Here is a 19,281-nt window from a genome sequence, read left to right as displayed (position 1 = left end):
TGTATATCGATGTCCAGATGGAAATCCATAAAAAAGAAATTGCAGAAAAGGAAGATCTTCTGCTTCTGGCCAGATATAACAAGAGACTGCTTTTTGGTGGGGGGCTGATCTTTTCTTTCCTTGTGATCATTGTCGCGTTATTTGCGGCATCGTTCGAGTTCAATGATTTCATGGAGGAAAGAAGGTCAATTTTTCAGAACAAGAGAACTAGAATTCTGGTGGAAATAGAAACAAAGCAGGTCATCATGATGCGTGGAATAATCGCATCAGAATTGCTTTGGGGGCAAGCGCATATATCGCAACCGGCGGGAGTTGGCAGGCCGGGCGCTATGATCACGGGTGTGAGTCCGGTGGTTTTGCTCGAGGATAAGGGCGACAAGCCTGCATGCAGGCGATACAGGGATATGCTGGAGGAGCTTGCATACCTGGCAAACTCGAGTTTTCTTCAGGATGGAAGAGCCATATCTGTATATGCCTTCAGTCCGGATGGCGGGTTCATCGGTGCTCTCCTGCCTCAGATTCCAGATGAGCCTGAGCGGGAACGGATGCTCTTGGAGCTTCAGCAACAGATTGCCGGGCTGCCGAAAGACAAAGGCGTTCCACTTCATTCCGGACAAGTGCGCCACCCCATTTGGCTTCCCCCGACCAAAAGTATTCTGACGGGTGAAATGTCGTTCCAGGTTGTTGTTTCTGCATTCCACAGGGGTAAGCCATTTCTCACCGTGGTGAGTGACATGCCTACCCAGCATATTGAGAATCTGATGCAGCAAGGTGAGGATAGAAGTTCCTTTCTGATCATGGACTCCCAGGGAAGCGTTGCCCTGGGTGTTGAACCAGAGGGCTACAGCAAAGCGGATTTCTTTGATATTGAAACATCGAAATTCCAAGGCAACCTGGTGAGTCGCTATCTTCTGTTCAAGTATGGTGCTGTATACAAGGATGGTTTTTTTCATTACTACTCGAGGATATCGAATACAAATATGATTCTGCTCCACGTGTTTTCGTGGAAGGATGCGGTTTTTCTAAAGGGAAAATCGTTCGTATATTTGATTCTTTCGTTGATATTCATTGTCTTGTTCTGGTGCTTTTTGATATATTTCTACGAAAAGGTATTTATTCCAATCTATGAAAAGGCAAAGAATGTTTTCGATACCGAGCAGCTGAGTCGAACCATCATTGCCATGGCTCCTTACGGACTTGGTCTTCTTGATTTCAAGGAGAAAAAGATGCTGTTGGAGAACAGCATGATGTTCAAATACAAGGAGAGTGCAGTACTGCGTGGCCCGGTCCCTGGCGAGCTATTGATCGGCTATTTCCACAGAGTTTATGTGGAGAAATATCTTGGTGGCGGGAAAAGTGACTATGTGCCCGTGTCCAGCGAGGTGGTGATTTCCAACGATGGAACCATTGCAGAGCTGTCCATGATCATGGTGAAGGCAAAATACCAAGGTCGGAACGTGCTGTTGTGCGGGTTTGCCGATATCACGGCTCACAAGCAAGTCCAAAGAAGCCTGGAGGATGCAAAGAAGGCTGCGGAAGAGGCAAACCATGAAAAATCATCTTTTCTCGCGGTAATGAGCCACGAGATACGCACTCCACTCAATGCGATACTGGGGAATCTGGAAATACTGGGAAGAAGCATTCTGTCCATGGAGCAGAAAACACGGCTGGACATCATTTCGAATTCCTCACATTCTCTTTTGTCTCTGTTGAATGATGTCCTCGATTTCTCGAAGGTCGAGTCTGGTCAGATGAGTGTCGAGATGGCCGGATTCGATCTCAAGTCCGTGATCAGGCAGGTGGCGTCCATCTATAAACCCTTGGTGACAGAGGCAAAAATTGAATTTTCCCTGACCATCGATGATTCGCTGAAGTCTGGATATCTTGGCGATGCTGAGCGCATCAAGCAAATACTCAACAATCTACTCAGCAATGCCTTGAAGTTCACCAAGAGTGGAAAAATAGAGGTATATGCATCCGACAGATCCGGCGAGCTGAACATCAAGGTATCGGATACTGGAATAGGTATTCATCATTCGCAGCATGCGTTCATCTTCGATGCGTTCAAGCAGGCCGGCTCGGAAATCGCCACGAAGTTTGGAGGAACCGGACTTGGGCTGACGCTGTGCCAGCGGATGGCCCACCTCATGGGAGGGGAGATCCGGTTTTCAAGTGTCCTTGGAAAAGGCAGCATTTTCGAGCTGGTGCTGCCCGCATACCATGCGCAGCCCGCATCATCCGCTGTCGCTTGGGAGGATGGCGATGTCCTGCTTTCGGAGGACGAACGAGAGGATTTCTCGGCAAGGATTCTGGTGGTGGATGACCACCCTGTTAACAGAATGCTGTTGCTGGATCAGCTGAGGATCATTGGGTATGAGGCCGATTCTGCAGAAGGAGGGGAATCTGCCTTGAGCATGCTGGCACAGCTGGCCTATGACCTGGTTCTAACCGACCTGCAGATGCCCGGCATGAACGGTTATGTGCTTGCACAGCACATCCGTAAGGATTACCCCGGGATTAGAGTGGGGGCAATAACGGCAAACGCAGGCAAGCATGAAAGGGATAAATGTGCCAAATTCGGCATATCCGACATCATCGTCAAACCAGCCTCCCTGAAAAGCATCAAGGAATTCATTGATAGAAATATCGGCAAGTCCGGGGTTTGCCAAGTGGATGCATTGCCGGCAAGAACAAGCAAGATTTCTGGCTACCGTGACATTCTTGTCTCAACAACACAAGCATCCTTGATCTCCTTGAAGAAATCCTTGGAAAAAAGAGATCTCGTGGCTGTGCATAGGGAAATTCATGCCATGAAGGGGGCATTTGCAGTGGCAGGGTTCAATGACATAGTCCAGGCGCTTGATAGGATTTCTTCTCTTGTCAATGCGCGAGATTTTCGAGCGGTCGATGTGGAGCTCGTGAATTTCATGGACGTTCTGAAAGATTTGTGAGAAAGGTTGAAAGCCGGCTGGTGTCAGGTTATTCATATTTACGCACCATGGACTATAAAAAATACCTGAAAATATCCGTATTGTTGGCGGACGATCATCCTGGGATAATATCAGGTGTCAGGCATGAATTGTCTGGTGAGTCAGAAATTGCATTGAATGGGAGTGTTTCAAATTCAACCGATCTGATTCAAAAGCTGGAAGAGGGAGGTTTTGATGTGCTTGTATCCGATTACTCCATGCCGACCGGGCAATATGGAGATGGACTGCATCTATTCGGATATATATCGAGAAGATTCCCAAAATTGGGTCTGGTGGTCCTGACCATGCTGGATAACTCGGCAATACTGCAGGCTCTGGGTCGTGTCTCGAACATCAGTATTGTCAGCAAGGCCGATCCGGTGCTGCATCTTGTTCCCGCGATCCACGCGGCATTCACTGGCGGAGTTTATTTTTCGCCAGCCATCGCCGAGCGGCTGGAAAGAGGTGGTGCAGGCGGGTTGGGCGGAGTGCAGGGGGAGAGAAGAGTGCCTGCCGAGCTGAGCCCCAAGGAGTCCGAGGTAGTCCGGTTGTACGCTGCTGGCCTGCGCATTGATGAAATTGCAGCCAAGCTCAACAGGAGCAAGAAGACCATCAGCACGCAAAAAGTCAAGGCCATGCAAAAGCTCGGCATAGAGCGAGACATAGACCTTATGAAATATGCCTTGGAATGTGGGTGGGTGACATCATCGAGATCTCAATGATGCATGTTCATTCCGCCTTCAGCGCCTGTATGTCCTGGATGACTGCTTCAAGCTGGAGCTCCAGCAGCGAGAGCGAATGTCTGTGATATGCCAGCCCATCATGGCCCATGCGGCTTTCCAGGTCGGCACACCGTATTGACAACTCGACCAGATCAAAGAATCTCAGTGAGCCAGACAGGTTGTGAAGCTCTCTTTGCACATCTTTGCAGTTTGGGCTGGATTTGATGGTTGCCAGAGAAGAGCGCGCAGATTCCAGGAAGGCATTTCTGATGGTTGGCGCAATTTTCTCGAAATGAACGACTTCGTCAGTCGGCAGGAGGCTGTCGGGGTTGGCATGCGTTGAATGGATCGCCATCGTCAGCGCATCAAAAATCCCCTGCGGTGAATGCCAGGATACCGCGATGATGCGGGCATTGATCACTCTGGGCTGCATGGGATGGCTGGCTTCACATTCGATGATGCGTGCCGCTCCTGCCACCAGGCGGTTTTCGTCCTTGGCATTCCATAAAGTCTTCGGCCCGCACAGCACGACAACGTGGAACTTCTGTAGCCGATCCTGGCGAATCGCGGTGGGATGGCGGCATGCCGTGGTCACCAAACCCCACTCCTTGAGCAAAGGGAGCAGATGGGTGTGCTGATCGTCGCATGACGAGATGAACAGAATCTGCTGTCCTGAAAATGGCAGATGGGGCCGCAAGAGTGCATCTGCGACAGGTGTCGTTCCAAAGGCGGTCGGTAGCTTGTCAGGACGGCGTGCGGTGGGGGCACTGTCCGGGGCGGAGATCTGTTTTGTCATGGAAGGCCGAACGTCGGGGGCCGGTCTCTGCAGCGAGAAATTTCAAGATGCAGATCAGGCCGACTGATTGAACCACGGCATCCATCCACAGTGCATGTCTAAGGGCATGTGCGCGTGCTTGCCGCGATTGCACGGGGCCAGGCCTGGGCAATGCCGCCCTGCAGAAGTGCAGGCACGCCAATTCAGGTGCACGCTCCAGGTGGGGGCAGAATGAAAAAAGCCTGCAAGTGACTGCAGGCTGTTTTCATGGAGGCGTTTATCCAGGGCTTCAGATGGCGAACTGGGCGCGATCCTTGTCCTTGATCCAGGCGGGCGGCTTGCCGCGTCCGGTCCAGGTGTCACCTGTCTCTGGATTGCGGAACTTGGGGGCCACGGTGGAGGAGGCGCGGCGTGCCGTGAAAATGTCGTCGGCTGTCAGGCCGTAATCCTGAACCAGACCGCGAATCTTGGCGATCACATCACTGACTTCTTGCTTGCGTGCTGTCTGGATCTGGGCCTCAAGTGCTTCGCGCTGCGCCAGAAGTTCTTTGTATGTGTTGCTCACGGTAGTTTGCCTTTCATGGATTGAAGCGCGAATATTAACTGTTTTTTAAGAACCGGTTTGCATGCTTTCGATTATTTCCCCCTATGACCACCATTGCCCGTCCCGAATGCGTTCAAACTGCCAGGTAAACCTTGGTTAAAGAGCCGTTGCGCAGTATGGCGCTGTATGTTCTGCGGGTTTTCAAAATCCTGTGCACCCTCGCTTTCGGGCTGGGCGGAACTGGATAAGCCGTGACTCCGGGTTCTTGGCCGGCGGTGCTGGTATTGAGCGATGCAAGGGCCGCGATTTACCCAAACTCCGGTGCGGATTCGGAATCCTTCAAGTCCAGTCTGTACGCTGCTTGCCAGATGAGATGCGAACAAATCAGAGGGTGTGGCCGTCCCGTCGACGTGCCTTGTGCAAGCGTCTGGTTTTTTCTGTGCAATGCTGTTTATTTGTACAGTATGATGCAGTCATGAGCATCGATCAGATCGCCTTCGCACTCCCCGCAGCCCTTGCCGTCTGGCTGTCCCAATCCCGTTCCGCCGCGCTTCGGCGATGGGCCTGCCTCTTCGGCCTGGGGGGCATGCCGTATTGGATTTACAGCGCGCTGTCTGCCGGGCGCTGGGGCATGTTGGCCTTGGCCTGCGTGTTTGCGCTGGGGTGGCTTTGGGGGCTGTGGGTGCATTGGCTGACTCCCCGGCGGCGTGTGGCCATGGATTCGGGCCTTGGCACGATCCAGATCACACCGGGCACCCGCTGATGCTTGGGGTGGCAGCCAGCAGCCTTGCGTGGTGCCGATCCTGCAGACGAGCAGGTGTTTTGCAGGCGCTGCGCATGATGCATTCGTGAATTTCAAGCGTTCTCACTGGAATTTGATGCAGGTAAAAGCCGAGTGTTTTGCTGGGTTGGTGTGATTTTCGAGCCGACGCGTTGAACGCCTGGACGGGCTGCGATCTCTATGCCCGGCCGTGCATGGCTGAAAGATCCGGACGGAAATTGCTGCAGCGTGTCCTGCCCTCCTGTGCACTGCGGTGGTGCACTCCTTTTCGCTCTTGGTGCAGGCTCACTGATCAGCCTGCTGCGCTGTGCTTTAGTGGATATTTCCGATGGATGAGTTTGGTCTTGTGCATAAAAAGCCACGGAAATCTGCAGTCTGTGCGGGTGCCGGGATGGCGGCACGCTGGCAGCGGCGAGCAAGTGCGAGGCATAGAATCGTTTGCATACAACAGGCAGCCAGCCATCCGACTTGCCTCTAAAAACCACGTGAAATAGCCCACCCCGCCGGCGGTGGGCTTTCTTTTTCGGGCCCTGCTGCGGCGTGCCTGACGCCTGATTTTTCAGTGCGCACCTATGGTTTGCACCTGTTGTCAACCACAAGGTTTGCATACGATGAAATTCACTCTCAACCAACAAGAGGTCGAGATCCAGGGCGTCAGCCCGGAGACGCCGCTGCTTTATGTGCTGCGCAACGACATGCAGCTCAACGGTCCCAAGTTCGGCTGCGGCCTGGGCGAATGCGGCGCATGCGCCGTGCTGATCGACGGCAAGGTGGCCCGCTCCTGCTCCGTTCCCGTGAGCGTGGTCCAGGGCATGAAGGTCACGACGCTGGAAGGCCTGTCCCAGGACGCGACCCAGGCCGAGCACGCCCGCGTGGCGCGTGACTGGGAAGCAGCCCATCCGGCCGCCGTGCCGGGGATGCCTGCCGGCAAGCCGGCAGCCGATGCACCGGTCAAGGCTGTCTACCGACTGCACCCCGTGCAGCAGGCTTTCATTGACGAGCAGGCCGCCCAGTGCGGCTACTGCACCAACGGCATGGTCATGGCCCTGGTGGCCTTGTTCGACCACAAGCCCACGGCCACCGACGAGGAAGTCACCCAGGCCCTGTCCGGTCACCTGTGCCGCTGCGGCACGCATGTGGAAATCATGCGGGCCGCCGCCCGCGCCCGCGTGCTGATCGCCCAGGGAGGTGCAGCATGAGTGCATCCAACCCCCTTCAACTGACGCGCCGCAACCTGCTCAAGCTGGGCGGCATGGTCATGGTCAGCTCGGTGGCGGCCGCTGGCCTGGTGGCTGAAAGCACGGGTACGGCGCCCGCCGTGGCCGGCGCCTTCCCCATTCCCCCCATTGACCGGGTGAGCAGCTTCATCGCCATTGGCGCGGACGGCAGCGTCACGGCCTACCACGGCCACGTGGACCTGGGCACGGGCATCCGTACCTCGCTGGCGCAGCTGGTGGCCGATGAGCTCGATGTGGAGTTCGAACGCATCACCATGGTTCTGGGCCACACGGGCCGCACGCCCAACCAGGGCCCGACCATTGCCAGCAACACCATCCAGGTGGACGCCATCCCCATGCGCAAGGCCGCCGCGCAGGTGCGCCAGCTGCTGCTGGGCCTGGCTGCCGAGAAGCTGCAGCAGCCCGTGTCCGCACTGACCACGTCCAAGGGCGCGGTGGTGGCCAAGGGCGGGCGACGCATCGGCTACGGCGAACTGGCCCAGGGCCAGGACCTGAACATTGCGCTGGACAAGGAAGTGCCGCTGCGCACCGGCGGCTTCAACTACATCGGCAAGTCCGTGCAGCGCGTGGACATTCCGGCCAAGGTGCTGGGCGCGCTGGCCTATGTGCACGATGTGCGCGTGCCCGGCATGCTGCACGGCCGCGTGGTGCGCCCGCCCTATGGCGGTGCCGATGCGTCTGCGCCGCTGGGCAGCAGCCTGATCTCTGTGAACGAGCAGTCGGTCGCTCATCTGCCGGGCATCGTCAAGGTGGTGGTGCAGGGCGATTTCGTGGGCATCGTGGCCGAGCGCGAAGAGCAGGCCATTGCCGCCATGCGCCAGCTGGAGGTGAAGTGGAAGGACTGGGCCGGCGTGCCCGACCTGTCGCTGAACGCCATGCACGACACCCTGGTCAAGCACGAGAAGACCGACCGCATGCTGCGCGAGGACGCGGGCATTGACGAGGCCTTCTCGGGCGCCAAGAAGGTGATCGAGGCCGACTACGTCTGGCCCTACCACCTGCATGCCTCCATCGGCCCGTCCTGCGCCGTGGCCGAGGTGTCCGCCAGCCAGATCCAGGTCTGGACCGGGTCGCAGAACCCGCACGACGTGCGCAAGGACATCGCCACGCTGACCGGCATGGCGGCCGACCAGATCAATGTGACGCGCCTGGAAGCCTCGGGCTGCTATGGCCGCAATTGCGCGGACGACGTGGCATCCGACGCCGTGCTGCTGTCGCAGGCCGTGGGCCGCCCGGTGCGCGTGCAGCTGATGCGCGAGCAGGAAGCCGCCTGGGAGCCCAAGGGCACGGGCCAATTGATCCGCGTGCGCGGCGGCCTGGACGAGAACCATGCCGTGCTGGGCTATGAGCTCAAGACCTGCTACCCGTCCAACGACGCGGCGGCCCTGGCCCTGATCCTGACGGGCAAGGTGCCCAACAAGCCCAAGGTGCTGCAGATGGGCGACCGTACGGCCATCCCGCAGTACGAGTACCCCAAGATGCGCGTGGTCTCGCAGGATGCGGCGCCCATCGTGCGCGCTTCGTGGATGCGCGGCGTCTCGGCCCTGCCCAACGTCTTTGCCCATGAGTGCTGGATCGACGAATGTGCCTACCTGGCCGGTGAAGACCCGCTGGCCTACCGCCTGCGCTACCTGAAGGACCCGCGCGCCGTGGCGCTGACGCATGCCGCCCGCAAGCAGGCCGGCTGGCAGGATGGCCCGGCCCACCGCAACCCCGCGCCGGCCGACCAGCGCCTGGTCAAGGGCCGTGGCTTTGCCTACGCCCGCTACTACCACAGCAAGTTCCCCGGCTACGGCGCGGCCTGGGCCACCTGGATCTGCGACGTGACCGTGGACCGCGAGACCGGCGTGATCAAGGTGGACAAGGTCTTCGTGGCCCATGACTGCGGCGAGATGGTCAACCCGGCCGGCGTGCGCCACCAGGTGCACGGCAACATCATCCAGTCCACCAGCCGCGTGCTCAAGGAGTACGTGACCTTCGACAGCAAGGGCGTGACCTCGCTGGACTGGGGTGGCTACCCCATCCTGCGCTTTGACGAGCTGCCCGAGATCGACGTGCAACTGGTCGAGCGCCCCGGCGAAGACCCCATGGGCGCGGGCGAATCGGCCTCCGTGCCCAGCGCCGCCGCTGTCTCCAACGCCGTGTTCGACGCCACCGGCGTGCGCCTGCGCGAAGTGCCGTTCACCCCGGCACGCGTGCTGGCCGCACTCAAGGCAAAGGCTGCCGATGCAGCCCCGGCCGACAAGGCACAGAACTGAGAGCGGAGGACCGGAACATGCACACACTCAAGAAAATCACCCTCGGCGTGGTCGGCCTGGCCGCCGTGGCCGGCGCCGCCTTCTGGCTGGCCACGGGCCGCAGCGAGATCGCGCCCCTGCAGCAGATCCCGGTGCAGGAATTCAGCCAGCAGCAGATCGACCAGGGGCGCCGCCTGGCGCACATGGGCGACTGCGCTGTCTGCCACACGGCACCGGGCGGCCAGCGCAACGCAGGCGGCCTGGCCATGCCCAGCCCCTTCGGCACCATCTACTCGACCAACATCACGCCCGATGCCGAAACCGGCATCGGGCGCTGGTCGTACGAGGCCTTCGAGCGCGCCATGCGCCATGGTGTGGACCGCGAGGGCAACTACCTGTACCCCGCCTTCCCGTACACGGCATTCACCCGCGTGACCGATGAGGACATGAAGGCGCTGTATGCCTTCCTGATGACCGAGCCGGCTGTCTCCAACCAGGCACCCAAGACCGCGCTGAACTTCCCGTTCAACGTGCGCCGTGGCCTGGCCCTGTGGAATGCGCTGTACCTGGAGCCGGGCGAGCAGCCCGCGCCGGCCAACCAGTCGGGCGAGTGGATTCGCGGCGCCTACCTGGTCGAAGGCCTGGGCCACTGCGCCGCCTGCCACTCGCCGCGCAACCAGTTCGGCGCCGAGAAAAAGGGTGCCGACCACCTGGCTGGCGCCTTCATCGACGGCTGGGATGCGCCCGCGCTCAACGACAAGGCCGTGGCTCCGCTACCCTGGACGCGCGAGGACCTGGTCCGCTACATGCAGACCGGTTTCTCGGAGCGCCACGGCGTGGCCGCCGGCCCCATGGCGCCCGTGATCGAAGGCCTGTCCCACCAGTCGGCCGAGGACATCAACGCCATGGCCACCTACCTGATGTCGTACCGCAAGCCTGTGGCCGATGCCGCTGGCACGGGTGACGCCGAGGCGCTGGTGAAGGAAAAGACCGAGGTTGCCAAGCTGCCGGTCGACGCCCAGGGCTATCGCCTGTACCAGGGCGCCTGCATGGCCTGCCACCGTGCCGATCCCAGCGGCGTGCTGGCCGGCAGCAGCTTCGGGGTGCGTCCCCAGCTGTCGCTGAACACCAACCTGTACAGCGACTCGCCGACCAACGCCATCCATGTGGTGCTCAACGGCATCACGCAACCGGCGCGCCCGCAGCTGGGCACCATGCCCGCCTTCCGCCACAACCTCAGCGACGATCAGATCGCCACGCTGCTCAACACCATGCGCAGCCAGTACGGCCTGCAGCCATGGCCCGGCCTGAGCGACAAGGTCAAGGCCCTGCGCGAGGAAACACGCCCCGGCAAGGTGGCGGCGCACTGAGCCTGCGCTGCGTCATCTGCGCAGCCTGTGTGCTGCGCTAGGATGGCAAGGGACCGCTGTTCCCACAGCGGTCCCTTTTTTTATGGTGACCCGCAAGATGACAAGCCCCATGCCCGACCCCATGCCTGAGCCCATGCCCAATTTCCCCCTGCTGACCGACGCCAACCACCAATGGCTGGATGCACGTGCCCAGGCGCTGGATGCCGGCAACGGCGAGGCCACGGCCGCCGTCGTGCCCTATCTGGCCGAAGCCGGGCTGCTGGGCCACGGCTTGGCGGATGCCTTAGGCGGGCAGGGCGGCAGCGCCGGCAATGCCATCGAGGCGATTGCCCAGGTGGCCACGCACTCCATGTCCGCCGCCTTTGCCTTCTGGGGCCAGCGTGTGCTGATCGAGATGCTGGCGAACACCGGCAATGCGGCCCTGCGCGAGCGCTGGCTGCCCGCGCTGCTGGCGGGCGAGGCGGCCGGTGCCTCGGGGCTGTCCAACATCATGAAATTCCTCAGCGGGCTGGAGGCACTCAACATCCGCGCCACGGCCCGGGAAGGCGGCGGCTGGCTGCTCAACGGCAGCGTGCCCTGGTGCACCAACCTGCGCGGCCCCCGCTTTCTGGCCGCCATTGCCGTGGCGCGTGACGACGGCGCACCGCCCATGATCGTGGCCCTGCCGTCCGACCGCCCCGGCCTGGAGCGCTCGCCGGATCTGGAGTTGATTGCCCTGCGCGGCACCAACACCGCCGCCTTGCAACTCAAGGACGTGGCCATCACCGAAGACGATCTGCTGGCCGAGCGCGCCGGCGGATTCCTGCCGCGTGTGCGGCCGGCCTTCCTGGGCATGCAATGCGGCCTGTCCATCGGGCTGGCGCGCGCGGCCTGTGCGCAGGCCGCCTCGCGCATGGGGCAGGGCGGGCATGTGCTGCAGCAGCCGCTGGACGATACCCGCAGCCATCTGGAGCAGGCGGTGGCGGCACTCAAGGCCGGTGTCGAGGCCGGCGATTTCGTGGAGGCACCCGAGCGGCTTTTCGCGCTGCGCCTGGCCCTGCACGACTGCGTGCAGCAGGCCATGCAGCTGGAGCTGCAGACGGCCGGTGGCCGCGCCTACAGCCTGGATGCGGACGATGGCTTTGCCCGCCGCTGGCGTGAATCGGCCTTCATCCCCATCGTCACGCCCAGCGTGATCCAGTTGCGCGCCGAGCTGCAAAAACTGCAAAAGCTCGGCGCCTGACGGCTCAGCCCGCCTTGCCTGCGGGCTGCAGCGCCGGCTCCAGCGCCGTGTCCAGCAGCAGCAAGGCGGTCTCCACCGCCGCCAGCAGCCGCTGGCGCGGCACGCCATCGCGGGCCTGCACCGAGATGCCGTGCAGTTGCGTGGCATAGAAATCCCCCAACGCCTGCACGTCGGTGCCTGCGCGCAACTCGCCTTCATCCAGCGCGCGCTGAAGGCGGTCGATCAGGGACTGCGTGCGCTGGCGGCGGTGTTCGGCCAGCCAGGCGGCGACTGCCTCGTTTTCCTCGGCGCAATTGGTGGCGGCGGTGACCACCATGCAGCCCAGCGGATGGGCATCGTCCGTATAGGTGGCCACGGCATCGCGCAGCACGCGGGCCAGGGCGTCGCGCACGTGCGGCTCCTGGGCCATGGCGCGGTCGGCAAAGCCGCCATCACCGGCCTCGTAGCGCTGCACGGCCTCGCGGAACAGGTCCTGCTTGCTGCCGAAGGCCGCATAGATGCGCGCTGACGCAATGCCCAGCGCCTGCACCAGGTCGGCCATGGACGTGCCCTCGTAGCCGCGCCGCCAGAACGCCAGCATGGCGCGCTCCAGCGCCTGGTCTCGGTCAAATTCCCTGGGTCTTCCGGCCATCTTCCTCATCCTTGTCAACAGTCAGGGCGGCATCTTAGCGGCGCCGTGATGCTGTCTTGCATCGGCTTCGCAAAAGCAGTCGCGTTGGCGTGATACTATTCTTTGTCGATCAACAAACAATAGCTCAACGCAAGGAAATCACATGCAGACCATCAAGGGCCCCAGCCTTCATCTGGCGCAATTCGCCGACAACAAGGCACCGTTCAATTCCCTGGAAGACATCGCACGCTGGGCGGCCGGCGTGGGCTTCAAGGGCCTGCAGATTCCCGCCTGGGACCAGCGCCTGTTCGACGTGGCCACGGCCGCCAGCAGCCAGACCTATTGCGACGATGTCAACGGCATGCTGGCCTCGCACGGCCTGGTGGCCAGCGAGCTGACCACGCACATCTTTGGCCAGCTCGTGGCCGTGCACCCGGCCTACGACGCCATGTGCGACAGCTTTGCGCCCGAGGCGCTGCGCGGCAATCCGGCCGCACGCACGGCCTGGGCGCTGGAGCAGCTCAAGCTGTCGGCCAGTGCATCGCGCCGCATGGGGCTGAGCGACATGGGCACGTTCTCGGGCTCGTTCGCCTGGCCCTATCTGTTCCCGTTCCCGCAGCGCCCGGCCGGCCTGATCGAATCCGCCTTCGAGGAGCTGGCGCGCCGCTGGCGCCCCATCCTCGACGCCTGCGACGAGCAGGGCGTGAACCTGTGCTACGAAATCCACCCCAGTGAAGACCTGCACGACGGCACCAGCTTCGAGCGCTTCCATGAACTGGTGGGCCAGCACGCGCGCTGCAAGATCCTGTTCGATCCCAGCCATTTCGTGCTGCAGCAGCTCAACTACCTCGACTACATCGACATCTACCGCGAGCACATCCGCATGTTCCATGTGAAGGATGCGGAGTTCCTGCCCAGCGGGCGCCAGGGCATCTACGGCGGCTATTCCTCGTGGCTGGAGCGGGCAGGGCGCTTCCGTTCGCTGGGCGACGGGCAGGTGGACTTCAAGGCCATCTTCTCCAAGTTCGCCCAGTACGACTACCAGGGCTGGGCCTCGCTGGAATGGGAGTGCTGCCTCAAGGACCAGGAAGACGGTGCGCGCGAGGGCGTGGACTTCATCAACCGCCACATCATCCGCGTCACCGACAAGATCTTTGACGACTTCGCCGGCGCTCCCGTGGACCAGCGCCAGATCAACGCCATGCTCGGCATCGCCTGAGCACGCCCGCAGCCAAAGAACCTCAAAAAGAATCCAACAATGAACGCTTTCACATCGAACGCCCTGCGCAAGCAGGAAGACCAGGCCTGCGGGTTCTCGCACGACTACGTGCGCATCGACGGCCGCCGCATCCACTGCATCACGGCCGGGCAGGGCGCGCCCGTGCTGCTGATCCCGGGCTGGCCCCAGACCTGGTATGCCTGGCGCCATGTCATGCAGGCACTGGCGGCGCAGGGCTTCCAGGCCATTGCCGTCGATCCGCCGGGCACGGGCTTTTCGGACCGGCCCGACACCGGCTACGACACGGGCTCCATCGCGCTGACCCTGCACCGCACCATGCTGGCGCTGGGCCATGAGCGCTACCAGGTCGCCGGCCACGACGTGGGCATGTGGGTGGCCTATGCGCTGGCCAGCGACCAGCCGCAGGCCGTGCAGTCCCTGGCACTGACCGAGGCCGTGATCCCCGGCCTGGCGCCCGAGCCCAGCATCTTTGCGCCGCCAGAGCAGAACATCTTCCTGTGGCACTTCATGTTCAACCAGCTGGCCGACCTGCCCGAGACCCTGATCGCGGGGCGCGAGCGTGCCTACCTGGAATTCATGTTCAACCGCTGGTCGCTGCGGCGCGACCGCGTGGCCGTGGACGTCTATGTCGATGCCTATGCGGCGCCCGGTGGCCTGCGCGGCGGCTTTGCCTACTACCGTGCCATTCCCGAAACCATCCGCCAGAACCGCGAGCGTGCGCTGCGCCCGCTGGCCATGCCCGTGCTGGCCATTGGCGCCGAGCACGCCACGGCCGATGCGCCGCTGGCCACGCTGCGCGGCCATGCCGATGACCTGTCGGGCGTGATCGTGCCGGGCTGCGGCCACTTCATCATGGAGGAAGCCGCCGAGCCCTTCATCGCCGAACTGCTGCCCTTCCTGCAAAGGACGCTGTGACCATGGGCCTGGACGCTGACATTGCGCGCTATCTCGCCGAGCTGGCGCAGGCAACCCAGGCCGTGGCCCCGCCCACGCCGCCCACGCTGGCGGCGCTGCGCGAGGCCACCGACGCCGGGCTGCGCGCCCTGCATGGCCCGGCCGAGGCCGTGGCCCGTACCGAAGACTTCACGCTGCCCGCGCGCGACGGTGCGCCGCTGTGCGTGCGCATCTACCGGCCGCTGGCCTCGGACACACCCACGCCCCAGCCCGCCCTGGTCTTCGCCCACGGCGGCGGCTGGTGCCTGGGTTCGCTGGAGGTCTACGACAACCCCTGCCGCGCACTGGCCATGGCAACGGGCGCCGTCGTGGTCTCGGTGGACTACCGGCTGGCGCCCGAGCACCGCTTTCCCGTGCCGTTGCATGACTTCTGCGATGCCATTGCCTGGACCTTTGAGCAGGCCGATGCGCTGGGCCTGGATCGCAGGCGCATCGGCGTGGCCGGAGACAGCGCGGGCGGCAACCTCGCGGCCGCCGCCTGCCTGCTGGCGCGGCAGCAAGAAGGCTGGGGAGCGGCGGGCGCACCGGCCATCGCCCACCAGCTGCTGCTGTACCCGGCACTGGACGCGGCCATGGACTCGCCGTCGTTCCACCAGTTTGGAGAGGGTCATTACCTCACGCGTGCGGCCATGGAGTACTGCTATGGAGCGTACCTGGGCGATGCGGCACCGGGGCGGCACGAACTTGTCTCTCCGCTGCGCGCGGACCACCTGGCAGGCCTGCCCCAAGCCACGGTGATCAGCTGCGAATACGACCCGCTGCGCGACGAGGCCGAAGCCTATGCGCAGCGGCTGGCGCAGGCCGGTGTGGCGGTGCAGGCCGTGCGCCTGCCCGGCATGGTGCACGCCTGCATGCACATGCTGGGGCTGGCGCCGGCATCACGCCGCCTGTTTGACGAAGCGGGTGTCGCCGTGCGCCAGGCTTTCGGCACGGCCATCGGCTGAGGGTTGCCGGGTGCAGGTCAGGCCTGCGCCAGGAACACGGCCACCAGCGCATTCGCATGGCCGTGCCCCATCTGGTGCTGGGCCTTGAGCCAGCCCACCAGTTCCATGTGCTTGCGGGTGTCCTGCTGTTGCAGCAGGTGCATCCAGTGCGCAATCGGCTGGCCGTAGGTCTTCTCGATGGAAGGGAAATACGAGGCCGGTCCCTTGACCTTGCTTGTCTCCGTCATGGCGCTTGTCCTGTTCCTGTGATGCGGGTGGCAGATTGTGCCGCTGGTGCTGTCCGGGCCGGCAGGCAGGGTCAGGTCAGGTCAGGAACAGCACATCCTTGTGCTGCGGCGCAGGCGGCAGCACCTCGCCGGTCAGCTCGCGCAGCGTGGCCTCGATCATCTGCGACATGGCGTCCAGCGCCAGATCGTTGGGCGCCGTGCCGAAGGGCTCCTCCAGCTCGGCGCCCAGTGCCTCCAGCGCGAAGAAGGTGTAGGCGATGAAGGCCACGATCACCGGCGTCATGAAGCCGATGGAATCCACCAGGCCGAAGGGCAGCAGCAGGCAGTACAGGTAGATGGTGCGGTGGATGATCACTGCGTAGGTGAAGGGGATGGGCGTGCCCGCAATGCGCTCGCAGCCGCCCAGTGCCTCGCCCAGCTTGCACAGCGGCGCCTCCATGGCGGGCACCAGCACCGGCTGCAGGCTGCCGTCTTGGCGGCGCGCCTGCAGCCATTCGCCGGCCATGAGCAGCAACACGGCAGGTTTGAAGCGCGCCGTGGCCAGGCGCTCGCAGTCGGCGGCGGGCAGCAGGCGGCGCATGTCGGCCGCGGCATCGGTGCCGCGCAACTGGTGGCGCAGCGCATGCACAAAGGCCGCCAGCACCATGGCCAGGGCCGGGGCGTGCTGCGGCGCGTCCGTCAAGGTGCGGGCCTGGCGCACCAGGGTGCGTGTCTCGTTGAGCAGGGTGCCCCACAGCGTGCGCGCCTCCCAATAGCGCGCATAGCTGGTGCTGTTGCGAAAGCCCAGGAAGATGGCCAGCGTCAGCCCGATCAGCGAAAACGGCACGAAGTTCAGCGGCACCTTCCAGGCGAACAGCTGGCCGTGCAGGGCCGTGACCAGCACGGCGAACAGGGTGGCGGCCATCAGCTGGGGCAGGATGTCGGGCAGCACCGAGCCGCGCAGCACGAAGAGCATGCGCAGCCAGTGGGGGCGGGGCCGGATGATCATGAAAGCTTGTTCCGTGATGGAAAAGAGGGCGCAGCAGCCCCGCAACTCTAACCGCCCCGCGCAGTCAGTGCGCCACCTGTGCGCCACCTGTGCGCCACTTATGCGCCACCCTGCACGCGCCGGCTGCGGCTTCAAAGATCGCTGCCGTGGCTGTCGTGGCTGCCGTCTGGCTGGAGAAGGGCCTGTGCCGTGACCGCTGCTGCCTGCTCCGCCTGCCATGCCCTGCGCATGGAAGAGGGCGCCACCGTTGCGCGCGGGGATGGCTGGCTGGTGATGGAGCCCAGGCTGATGAAGCCGGCCAGATGCTCGCCCTCGCGCTAACCCAGCGCTGAATGCAGGGCCGGGTCAAAACAGCGCTCGCCACTGAGCACGATGGCACCAAAGCCCAACTGGTGCGCAGCATTGAGGAGGTTGCCCGGCGCAGCCCCTGCGGCCAGCCATTGCTCGCGCATGGGAACGCGCGAGCGCAGCTATACAGCGAAATGCGTGCGCAGAATGCTTGCCGAACCTCGCCAGGCGTCAGGCCTTGGTCAGTTCCTGAGGTGCTTGGCCCAGCGTCGCAATCAACTGCTCGTACATGGCATCCACGGCCGCCGAGCCCTGCGAGGCCTTGCTGCGCAGGGCCGACACTTCCATGGACACCAGCGGCGGCAGCTCGAAGCCGGCCGGCAGGTTCTGCAGCACCTGCAGGTGCGGGGGCACGCTGCAGCGCGTGAACACCGCCACGGCCAGGCCGCTTTCCACGGCGGCCAGCTGGCCGGCAAGGCTGGAGCTGTGATAGACCACGCGGTGCGCGCGCCGCTGGGCCGCCAGGCTGGACAGCGCGGCCGTGCGCGCCAGGCTGGCGGCCTCGTAGACGGCAATCGGCAGGGGATTCTTCCTCCACACCTCGTGCTGCGGCGCGCCCACCCAGACCAGGGGCTCGTGGAACAGCAGGCGCCCGCGCTGGGGCCTGTCGCGTGAGACCAGGGCCAGGTCCAGCGTGCCGCGCACCACCTGCGGGATGAGTGCGGTGGACTGCTCGCAGGTCAGCTCGATCTCCACGCCCTGGTAGCGGCCTGCAAAGCTGCGCAGCACGGGCGTCAGATAGGTGGATGCGTAGTCGTCCGGCACGCCCAGCCGCACGCGCCCGGACAGGTCGGGGCCGAACAGCGCCTGCTGCGCCTGGGCCTGCAGCTCCAGCATGCGCCGGGCATAGCCCAGCAGCTCCGCGCCTGCGGGCGTCAGTTGCAGATGGCGCGGGCCGCGCAGCAGCACGGGCCGGCCCAGGGTGGTCTCCAGCTTCTTGATCTGCATGCTCACGGCGGCCTGTGATCGGTGCAGCAGCGGCGCGGCAGCCGAGAGCGAGCCCGCATCCACCACGGCCACCAGGGCACGCAGCCAGTCGATCTGCAGGTCGGGGTGGTTCACGGCATGCTCCATGGATTCGAATATCGAATACTAAACCTGCAAACTATTTGCTTTACGAGAATTTACTGCCACGAGACGATCGCGGCCATGCAAGACAGAACCCATTCCTTACAGGCCGCATCCGTAGTCTCCACCGCGCCCGCTCCCACGCCCGCACAAGCCGCTCCCACAGCGAAGGAGACACGCGGCCAGTGGCTGATGATCGCGGGCGGCGTGCTGCTGGGCACCGTGGGCGTGTTCGTGCAGGAGGCCGGACAGCATCCGCTGGCCACTGTGCTGTTTCGCTGCGCCTTCGGTGCCCTGGCGCTGCTGGCCTGGGGGCTGGCCACGGGCCGCATGGGCGAGTTGCGCGTGCGCGGCAGGAGCTGGCCGGTGGTGGCGGCCACCGGCGTCCTCATGGTGCTGAACTGGGCGCTGTTCTTTGCCGCCATACCGCGCACCTCCATTGGCGTGGCCACCATCGTGTTCCACATCCAGCCGGTGTGGATCATGCTGTTCGGCACCCTGGTGCTGCGCGAGGCCGTGGCGCCACGGCAGGCGGTGGCCATGCTGGCGGCGTTGCTGGGACTGGTGTTGACCACGGGGCTGCTGGGTGGCGATGCGGCGGCCTGGGGACCGGACCATGTGTCCGGACTGCTCATGTGCCTGGCCGGCTCGCTGTGCTATGCAGCCGTGACCATCCTGGCCAAGACCGAGAAAGTGGTCACGCCGTTTGCGCTGGCCTGGTGGCAATGCGCGGTCGGCACCGTGCTGCTGCTGTGGGTGCCGCTGGTTCATGGCTGGCCGCAGGCGCCGTCATCCTGGGCCTGGCTGGCCGGGCTGGGCGTGCTGCACACCGGCCTGGCCTATGCCATCCTTTTTGCAGGCATGGCCCGCCTCACGCTGGGCCGCATCGCCGTGCTGCAGTACGTCTATCCGTTGACGGCCATCGTGCTGGACTGGGCCGTCTACGGGCGTGCGCTGGACGCCGTGCAACTGGCCGGTGTGGGCCTGATGGCCGGGGCGCTGCTGGTGGTCAAGGCCCGACAGCTGCGGTGAGCCGTGCGGGCG

General features: G+C 63.2%; 18 protein-coding genes. 12 read left to right on the top strand and 6 right to left on the bottom strand.

All coding sequences use genetic code 11. From position 1 onward, the window contains the following. Positions 1-17: 17 nt before the first annotated feature. Together ACF8NF_RS09975 and ACF8NF_RS09970 are read left to right on the top strand one after the other, a co-directional pair. Positions 18-2,951 carry an ATP-binding protein gene (locus tag ACF8NF_RS09975; RefSeq protein WP_338500672.1) on the top strand — a complete coding sequence of 978 codons (2,934 nt, stop codon included), beginning with the start codon at positions 18-20 and terminating at the stop codon, positions 2,949-2,951. A gap of 47 nt (positions 2,952-2,998) precedes the next feature. Then, positions 2,999-3,691 carry a response regulator gene (locus ACF8NF_RS09970; RefSeq protein WP_016451730.1) on the top strand — a complete coding sequence of 231 codons (693 nt, stop codon included), beginning with the start codon at positions 2,999-3,001 and terminating at the stop codon, positions 3,689-3,691. Between the two features lie 7 nt (positions 3,692-3,698). Here the strand turns inward: ACF8NF_RS09970 and ACF8NF_RS09965 are convergent, their stop codons facing one another. Continuing rightward, positions 3,699-4,487: an Hpt domain-containing protein gene (locus ACF8NF_RS09965; protein WP_392450538.1), complete on the bottom strand. Its 789-nt coding sequence runs from the start codon at positions 4,485-4,487 to the stop codon at positions 3,699-3,701. Between the two features lie 268 nt (positions 4,488-4,755). Further along, complete coding sequence (locus tag ACF8NF_RS09960) at positions 4,756-5,031, bottom strand: H-NS family nucleoid-associated regulatory protein (protein WP_016447060.1); 276 nt, start codon at positions 5,029-5,031, stop codon at positions 4,756-4,758. A gap of 454 nt (positions 5,032-5,485) precedes the next feature. Between ACF8NF_RS09960 and ACF8NF_RS09955 the strand changes: the two genes are divergently transcribed. The 5 genes from ACF8NF_RS09955 (at position 5,486) to ACF8NF_RS09935 (ending at position 11,858) form a co-directional block, all read left to right on the top strand. Next, a complete protein-coding gene (locus ACF8NF_RS09955) occupies positions 5,486-5,773 on the top strand; it encodes a hypothetical protein (RefSeq protein WP_016447059.1) in 288 nt (95 codons plus the stop codon). Positions 5,774-6,402: 629 nt separating this feature from the next. Continuing rightward, a complete protein-coding gene (locus tag ACF8NF_RS09950) occupies positions 6,403-6,990 on the top strand; it encodes a (2Fe-2S)-binding protein (RefSeq protein WP_209801807.1) in 588 nt (195 codons plus the stop codon). Then, the gene (locus tag ACF8NF_RS09945) at positions 6,987-9,287 is read left to right on the top strand and encodes a molybdopterin cofactor-binding domain-containing protein (RefSeq protein ID WP_203400941.1); all 2,301 of its coding nucleotides are present in this window, start codon (positions 6,987-6,989) and stop codon (positions 9,285-9,287) included. The genes ACF8NF_RS09950 and ACF8NF_RS09945 overlap by 4 nt, the downstream gene beginning before the upstream one ends. Before the next feature lie 17 nt (positions 9,288-9,304). Then, positions 9,305-10,636, top strand: coding sequence for a c-type cytochrome (locus ACF8NF_RS09940; protein ID WP_392444354.1), 1,332 nt, complete (start codon positions 9,305-9,307; stop codon positions 10,634-10,636). A gap of 109 nt (positions 10,637-10,745) precedes the next feature. Further along, positions 10,746-11,858 carry an acyl-CoA dehydrogenase family protein gene (locus ACF8NF_RS09935; protein ID WP_392450537.1) on the top strand — a complete coding sequence of 371 codons (1,113 nt, stop codon included), beginning with the start codon at positions 10,746-10,748 and terminating at the stop codon, positions 11,856-11,858. Between the two features lie 4 nt (positions 11,859-11,862). Here the strand turns inward: ACF8NF_RS09935 and ACF8NF_RS09930 are convergent, their stop codons facing one another. Then, positions 11,863-12,489, bottom strand: coding sequence for a TetR/AcrR family transcriptional regulator (locus ACF8NF_RS09930; protein ID WP_392450536.1), 627 nt, complete (start codon positions 12,487-12,489; stop codon positions 11,863-11,865). A 142-nt stretch (positions 12,490-12,631) separates the two neighbouring features. Here ACF8NF_RS09930 and ACF8NF_RS09925 point away from each other — a divergent pair, with 142 nt between their 5' ends. The 3 genes from ACF8NF_RS09925 to ACF8NF_RS09915 are packed head-to-tail and all read left to right on the top strand — an operon-like array spanning position 12,632 to position 15,606. Further along, positions 12,632-13,687: a sugar phosphate isomerase/epimerase family protein gene (locus ACF8NF_RS09925; protein WP_392450535.1), complete on the top strand. Its 1,056-nt coding sequence runs from the start codon at positions 12,632-12,634 to the stop codon at positions 13,685-13,687. Between the two features lie 39 nt (positions 13,688-13,726). Continuing rightward, positions 13,727-14,623: an alpha/beta fold hydrolase gene (locus ACF8NF_RS09920; protein ID WP_016447052.1), complete on the top strand. Its 897-nt coding sequence runs from the start codon at positions 13,727-13,729 to the stop codon at positions 14,621-14,623. 2 nt (positions 14,624-14,625) lie between these two features. Then, the gene (locus ACF8NF_RS09915) at positions 14,626-15,606 is read left to right on the top strand and encodes an alpha/beta hydrolase (protein ID WP_392450534.1); all 981 of its coding nucleotides are present in this window, start codon (positions 14,626-14,628) and stop codon (positions 15,604-15,606) included. Positions 15,607-15,623: 17 nt separating this feature from the next. On the opposite strand, the gene ACF8NF_RS09910 is transcribed toward ACF8NF_RS09915, so the two are convergent. Beyond that, positions 15,624-15,833: a DUF4287 domain-containing protein gene (locus ACF8NF_RS09910; protein WP_016451737.1), complete on the bottom strand. Its 210-nt coding sequence runs from the start codon at positions 15,831-15,833 to the stop codon at positions 15,624-15,626. A gap of 76 nt (positions 15,834-15,909) precedes the next feature. Next, positions 15,910-16,821, bottom strand: coding sequence for a bestrophin family protein (locus ACF8NF_RS09905; protein ID WP_016447050.1), 912 nt, complete (start codon positions 16,819-16,821; stop codon positions 15,910-15,912). A gap of 189 nt (positions 16,822-17,010) precedes the next feature. Here ACF8NF_RS09905 and ACF8NF_RS09900 point away from each other — a divergent pair, with 189 nt between their 5' ends. Then, complete coding sequence (locus ACF8NF_RS09900; RefSeq protein WP_392450533.1) at positions 17,011-17,142, top strand: hypothetical protein; 132 nt, start codon at positions 17,011-17,013, stop codon at positions 17,140-17,142. 198 nt (positions 17,143-17,340) lie between these two features. Here ACF8NF_RS09900 and ACF8NF_RS09895 read toward each other — a convergent pair whose 3' ends face one another. Continuing rightward, on the bottom strand, positions 17,341-18,243 hold the full coding sequence (locus ACF8NF_RS09895) for a LysR family transcriptional regulator (RefSeq protein ID WP_252652102.1): 903 nt from the start codon (positions 18,241-18,243) through the stop codon (positions 17,341-17,343). Between the two features lie 75 nt (positions 18,244-18,318). On the opposite strand from ACF8NF_RS09895, the gene ACF8NF_RS09890 reads away from it, so the two are divergent. After that, positions 18,319-19,269 (top strand): DMT family transporter, encoded by a 951-nt coding sequence (locus ACF8NF_RS09890; RefSeq protein WP_392450532.1) that lies wholly within the window; start codon positions 18,319-18,321, stop codon positions 19,267-19,269. Positions 19,270-19,281 lie beyond the last annotated feature (12 nt).

Origin of the sequence: Delftia sp. WSY_22, assembly GCF_043104185.1 — a bacterium.
GTDB lineage: Bacteria > Pseudomonadota > Gammaproteobacteria > Burkholderiales > Burkholderiaceae_C > Comamonas > Comamonas tsuruhatensis.
Note: the sequence above shows the minus strand (reverse complement) of the source record. Positions and strands in the feature narration are given on the sequence as shown.

What these genes read in the sequence shown, in the direction of transcription:
- ACF8NF_RS09975 (WP_338500672.1), top strand. Translation starts at nt 18, where the DNA reads ATGGAAATCCATAAAAAAGAAATTGCAGAAAAGGAAGATCTTCTGCTT.
- ACF8NF_RS09970 (WP_016451730.1), top strand. Translation starts at nt 2,999, where the DNA reads ATGGACTATAAAAAATACCTGAAAATATCCGTATTGTTGGCGGACGAT.
- ACF8NF_RS09965 (WP_392450538.1), bottom strand. Translation starts at nt 4,487, where the DNA reads ATGACAAAACAGATCTCCGCCCCGGACAGTGCCCCCACCGCACGCCGT.
- ACF8NF_RS09955 (WP_016447059.1), top strand. Translation starts at nt 5,486, where the DNA reads ATGAGCATCGATCAGATCGCCTTCGCACTCCCCGCAGCCCTTGCCGTC.
- ACF8NF_RS09950 (WP_209801807.1), top strand. Translation starts at nt 6,403, where the DNA reads ATGAAATTCACTCTCAACCAACAAGAGGTCGAGATCCAGGGCGTCAGC.
- ACF8NF_RS09945 (WP_203400941.1), top strand. Translation starts at nt 6,987, where the DNA reads ATGAGTGCATCCAACCCCCTTCAACTGACGCGCCGCAACCTGCTCAAG.
- ACF8NF_RS09940 (WP_392444354.1), top strand. Translation starts at nt 9,305, where the DNA reads ATGCACACACTCAAGAAAATCACCCTCGGCGTGGTCGGCCTGGCCGCC.
- ACF8NF_RS09935 (WP_392450537.1), top strand. Translation starts at nt 10,746, where the DNA reads ATGCCCGACCCCATGCCTGAGCCCATGCCCAATTTCCCCCTGCTGACC.
- ACF8NF_RS09930 (WP_392450536.1), bottom strand. Translation starts at nt 12,489, where the DNA reads ATGGCCGGAAGACCCAGGGAATTTGACCGAGACCAGGCGCTGGAGCGC.
- ACF8NF_RS09925 (WP_392450535.1), top strand. Translation starts at nt 12,632, where the DNA reads ATGCAGACCATCAAGGGCCCCAGCCTTCATCTGGCGCAATTCGCCGAC.
- ACF8NF_RS09920 (WP_016447052.1), top strand. Translation starts at nt 13,727, where the DNA reads ATGAACGCTTTCACATCGAACGCCCTGCGCAAGCAGGAAGACCAGGCC.
- ACF8NF_RS09915 (WP_392450534.1), top strand. Translation starts at nt 14,626, where the DNA reads ATGGGCCTGGACGCTGACATTGCGCGCTATCTCGCCGAGCTGGCGCAG.
- ACF8NF_RS09910 (WP_016451737.1), bottom strand. Translation starts at nt 15,833, where the DNA reads ATGACGGAGACAAGCAAGGTCAAGGGACCGGCCTCGTATTTCCCTTCC.
- ACF8NF_RS09905 (WP_016447050.1), bottom strand. Translation starts at nt 16,821, where the DNA reads ATGATCATCCGGCCCCGCCCCCACTGGCTGCGCATGCTCTTCGTGCTG.
- ACF8NF_RS09895 (WP_252652102.1), bottom strand. Translation starts at nt 18,243, where the DNA reads ATGGAGCATGCCGTGAACCACCCCGACCTGCAGATCGACTGGCTGCGT.
- ACF8NF_RS09890 (WP_392450532.1), top strand. Translation starts at nt 18,319, where the DNA reads ATGCAAGACAGAACCCATTCCTTACAGGCCGCATCCGTAGTCTCCACC.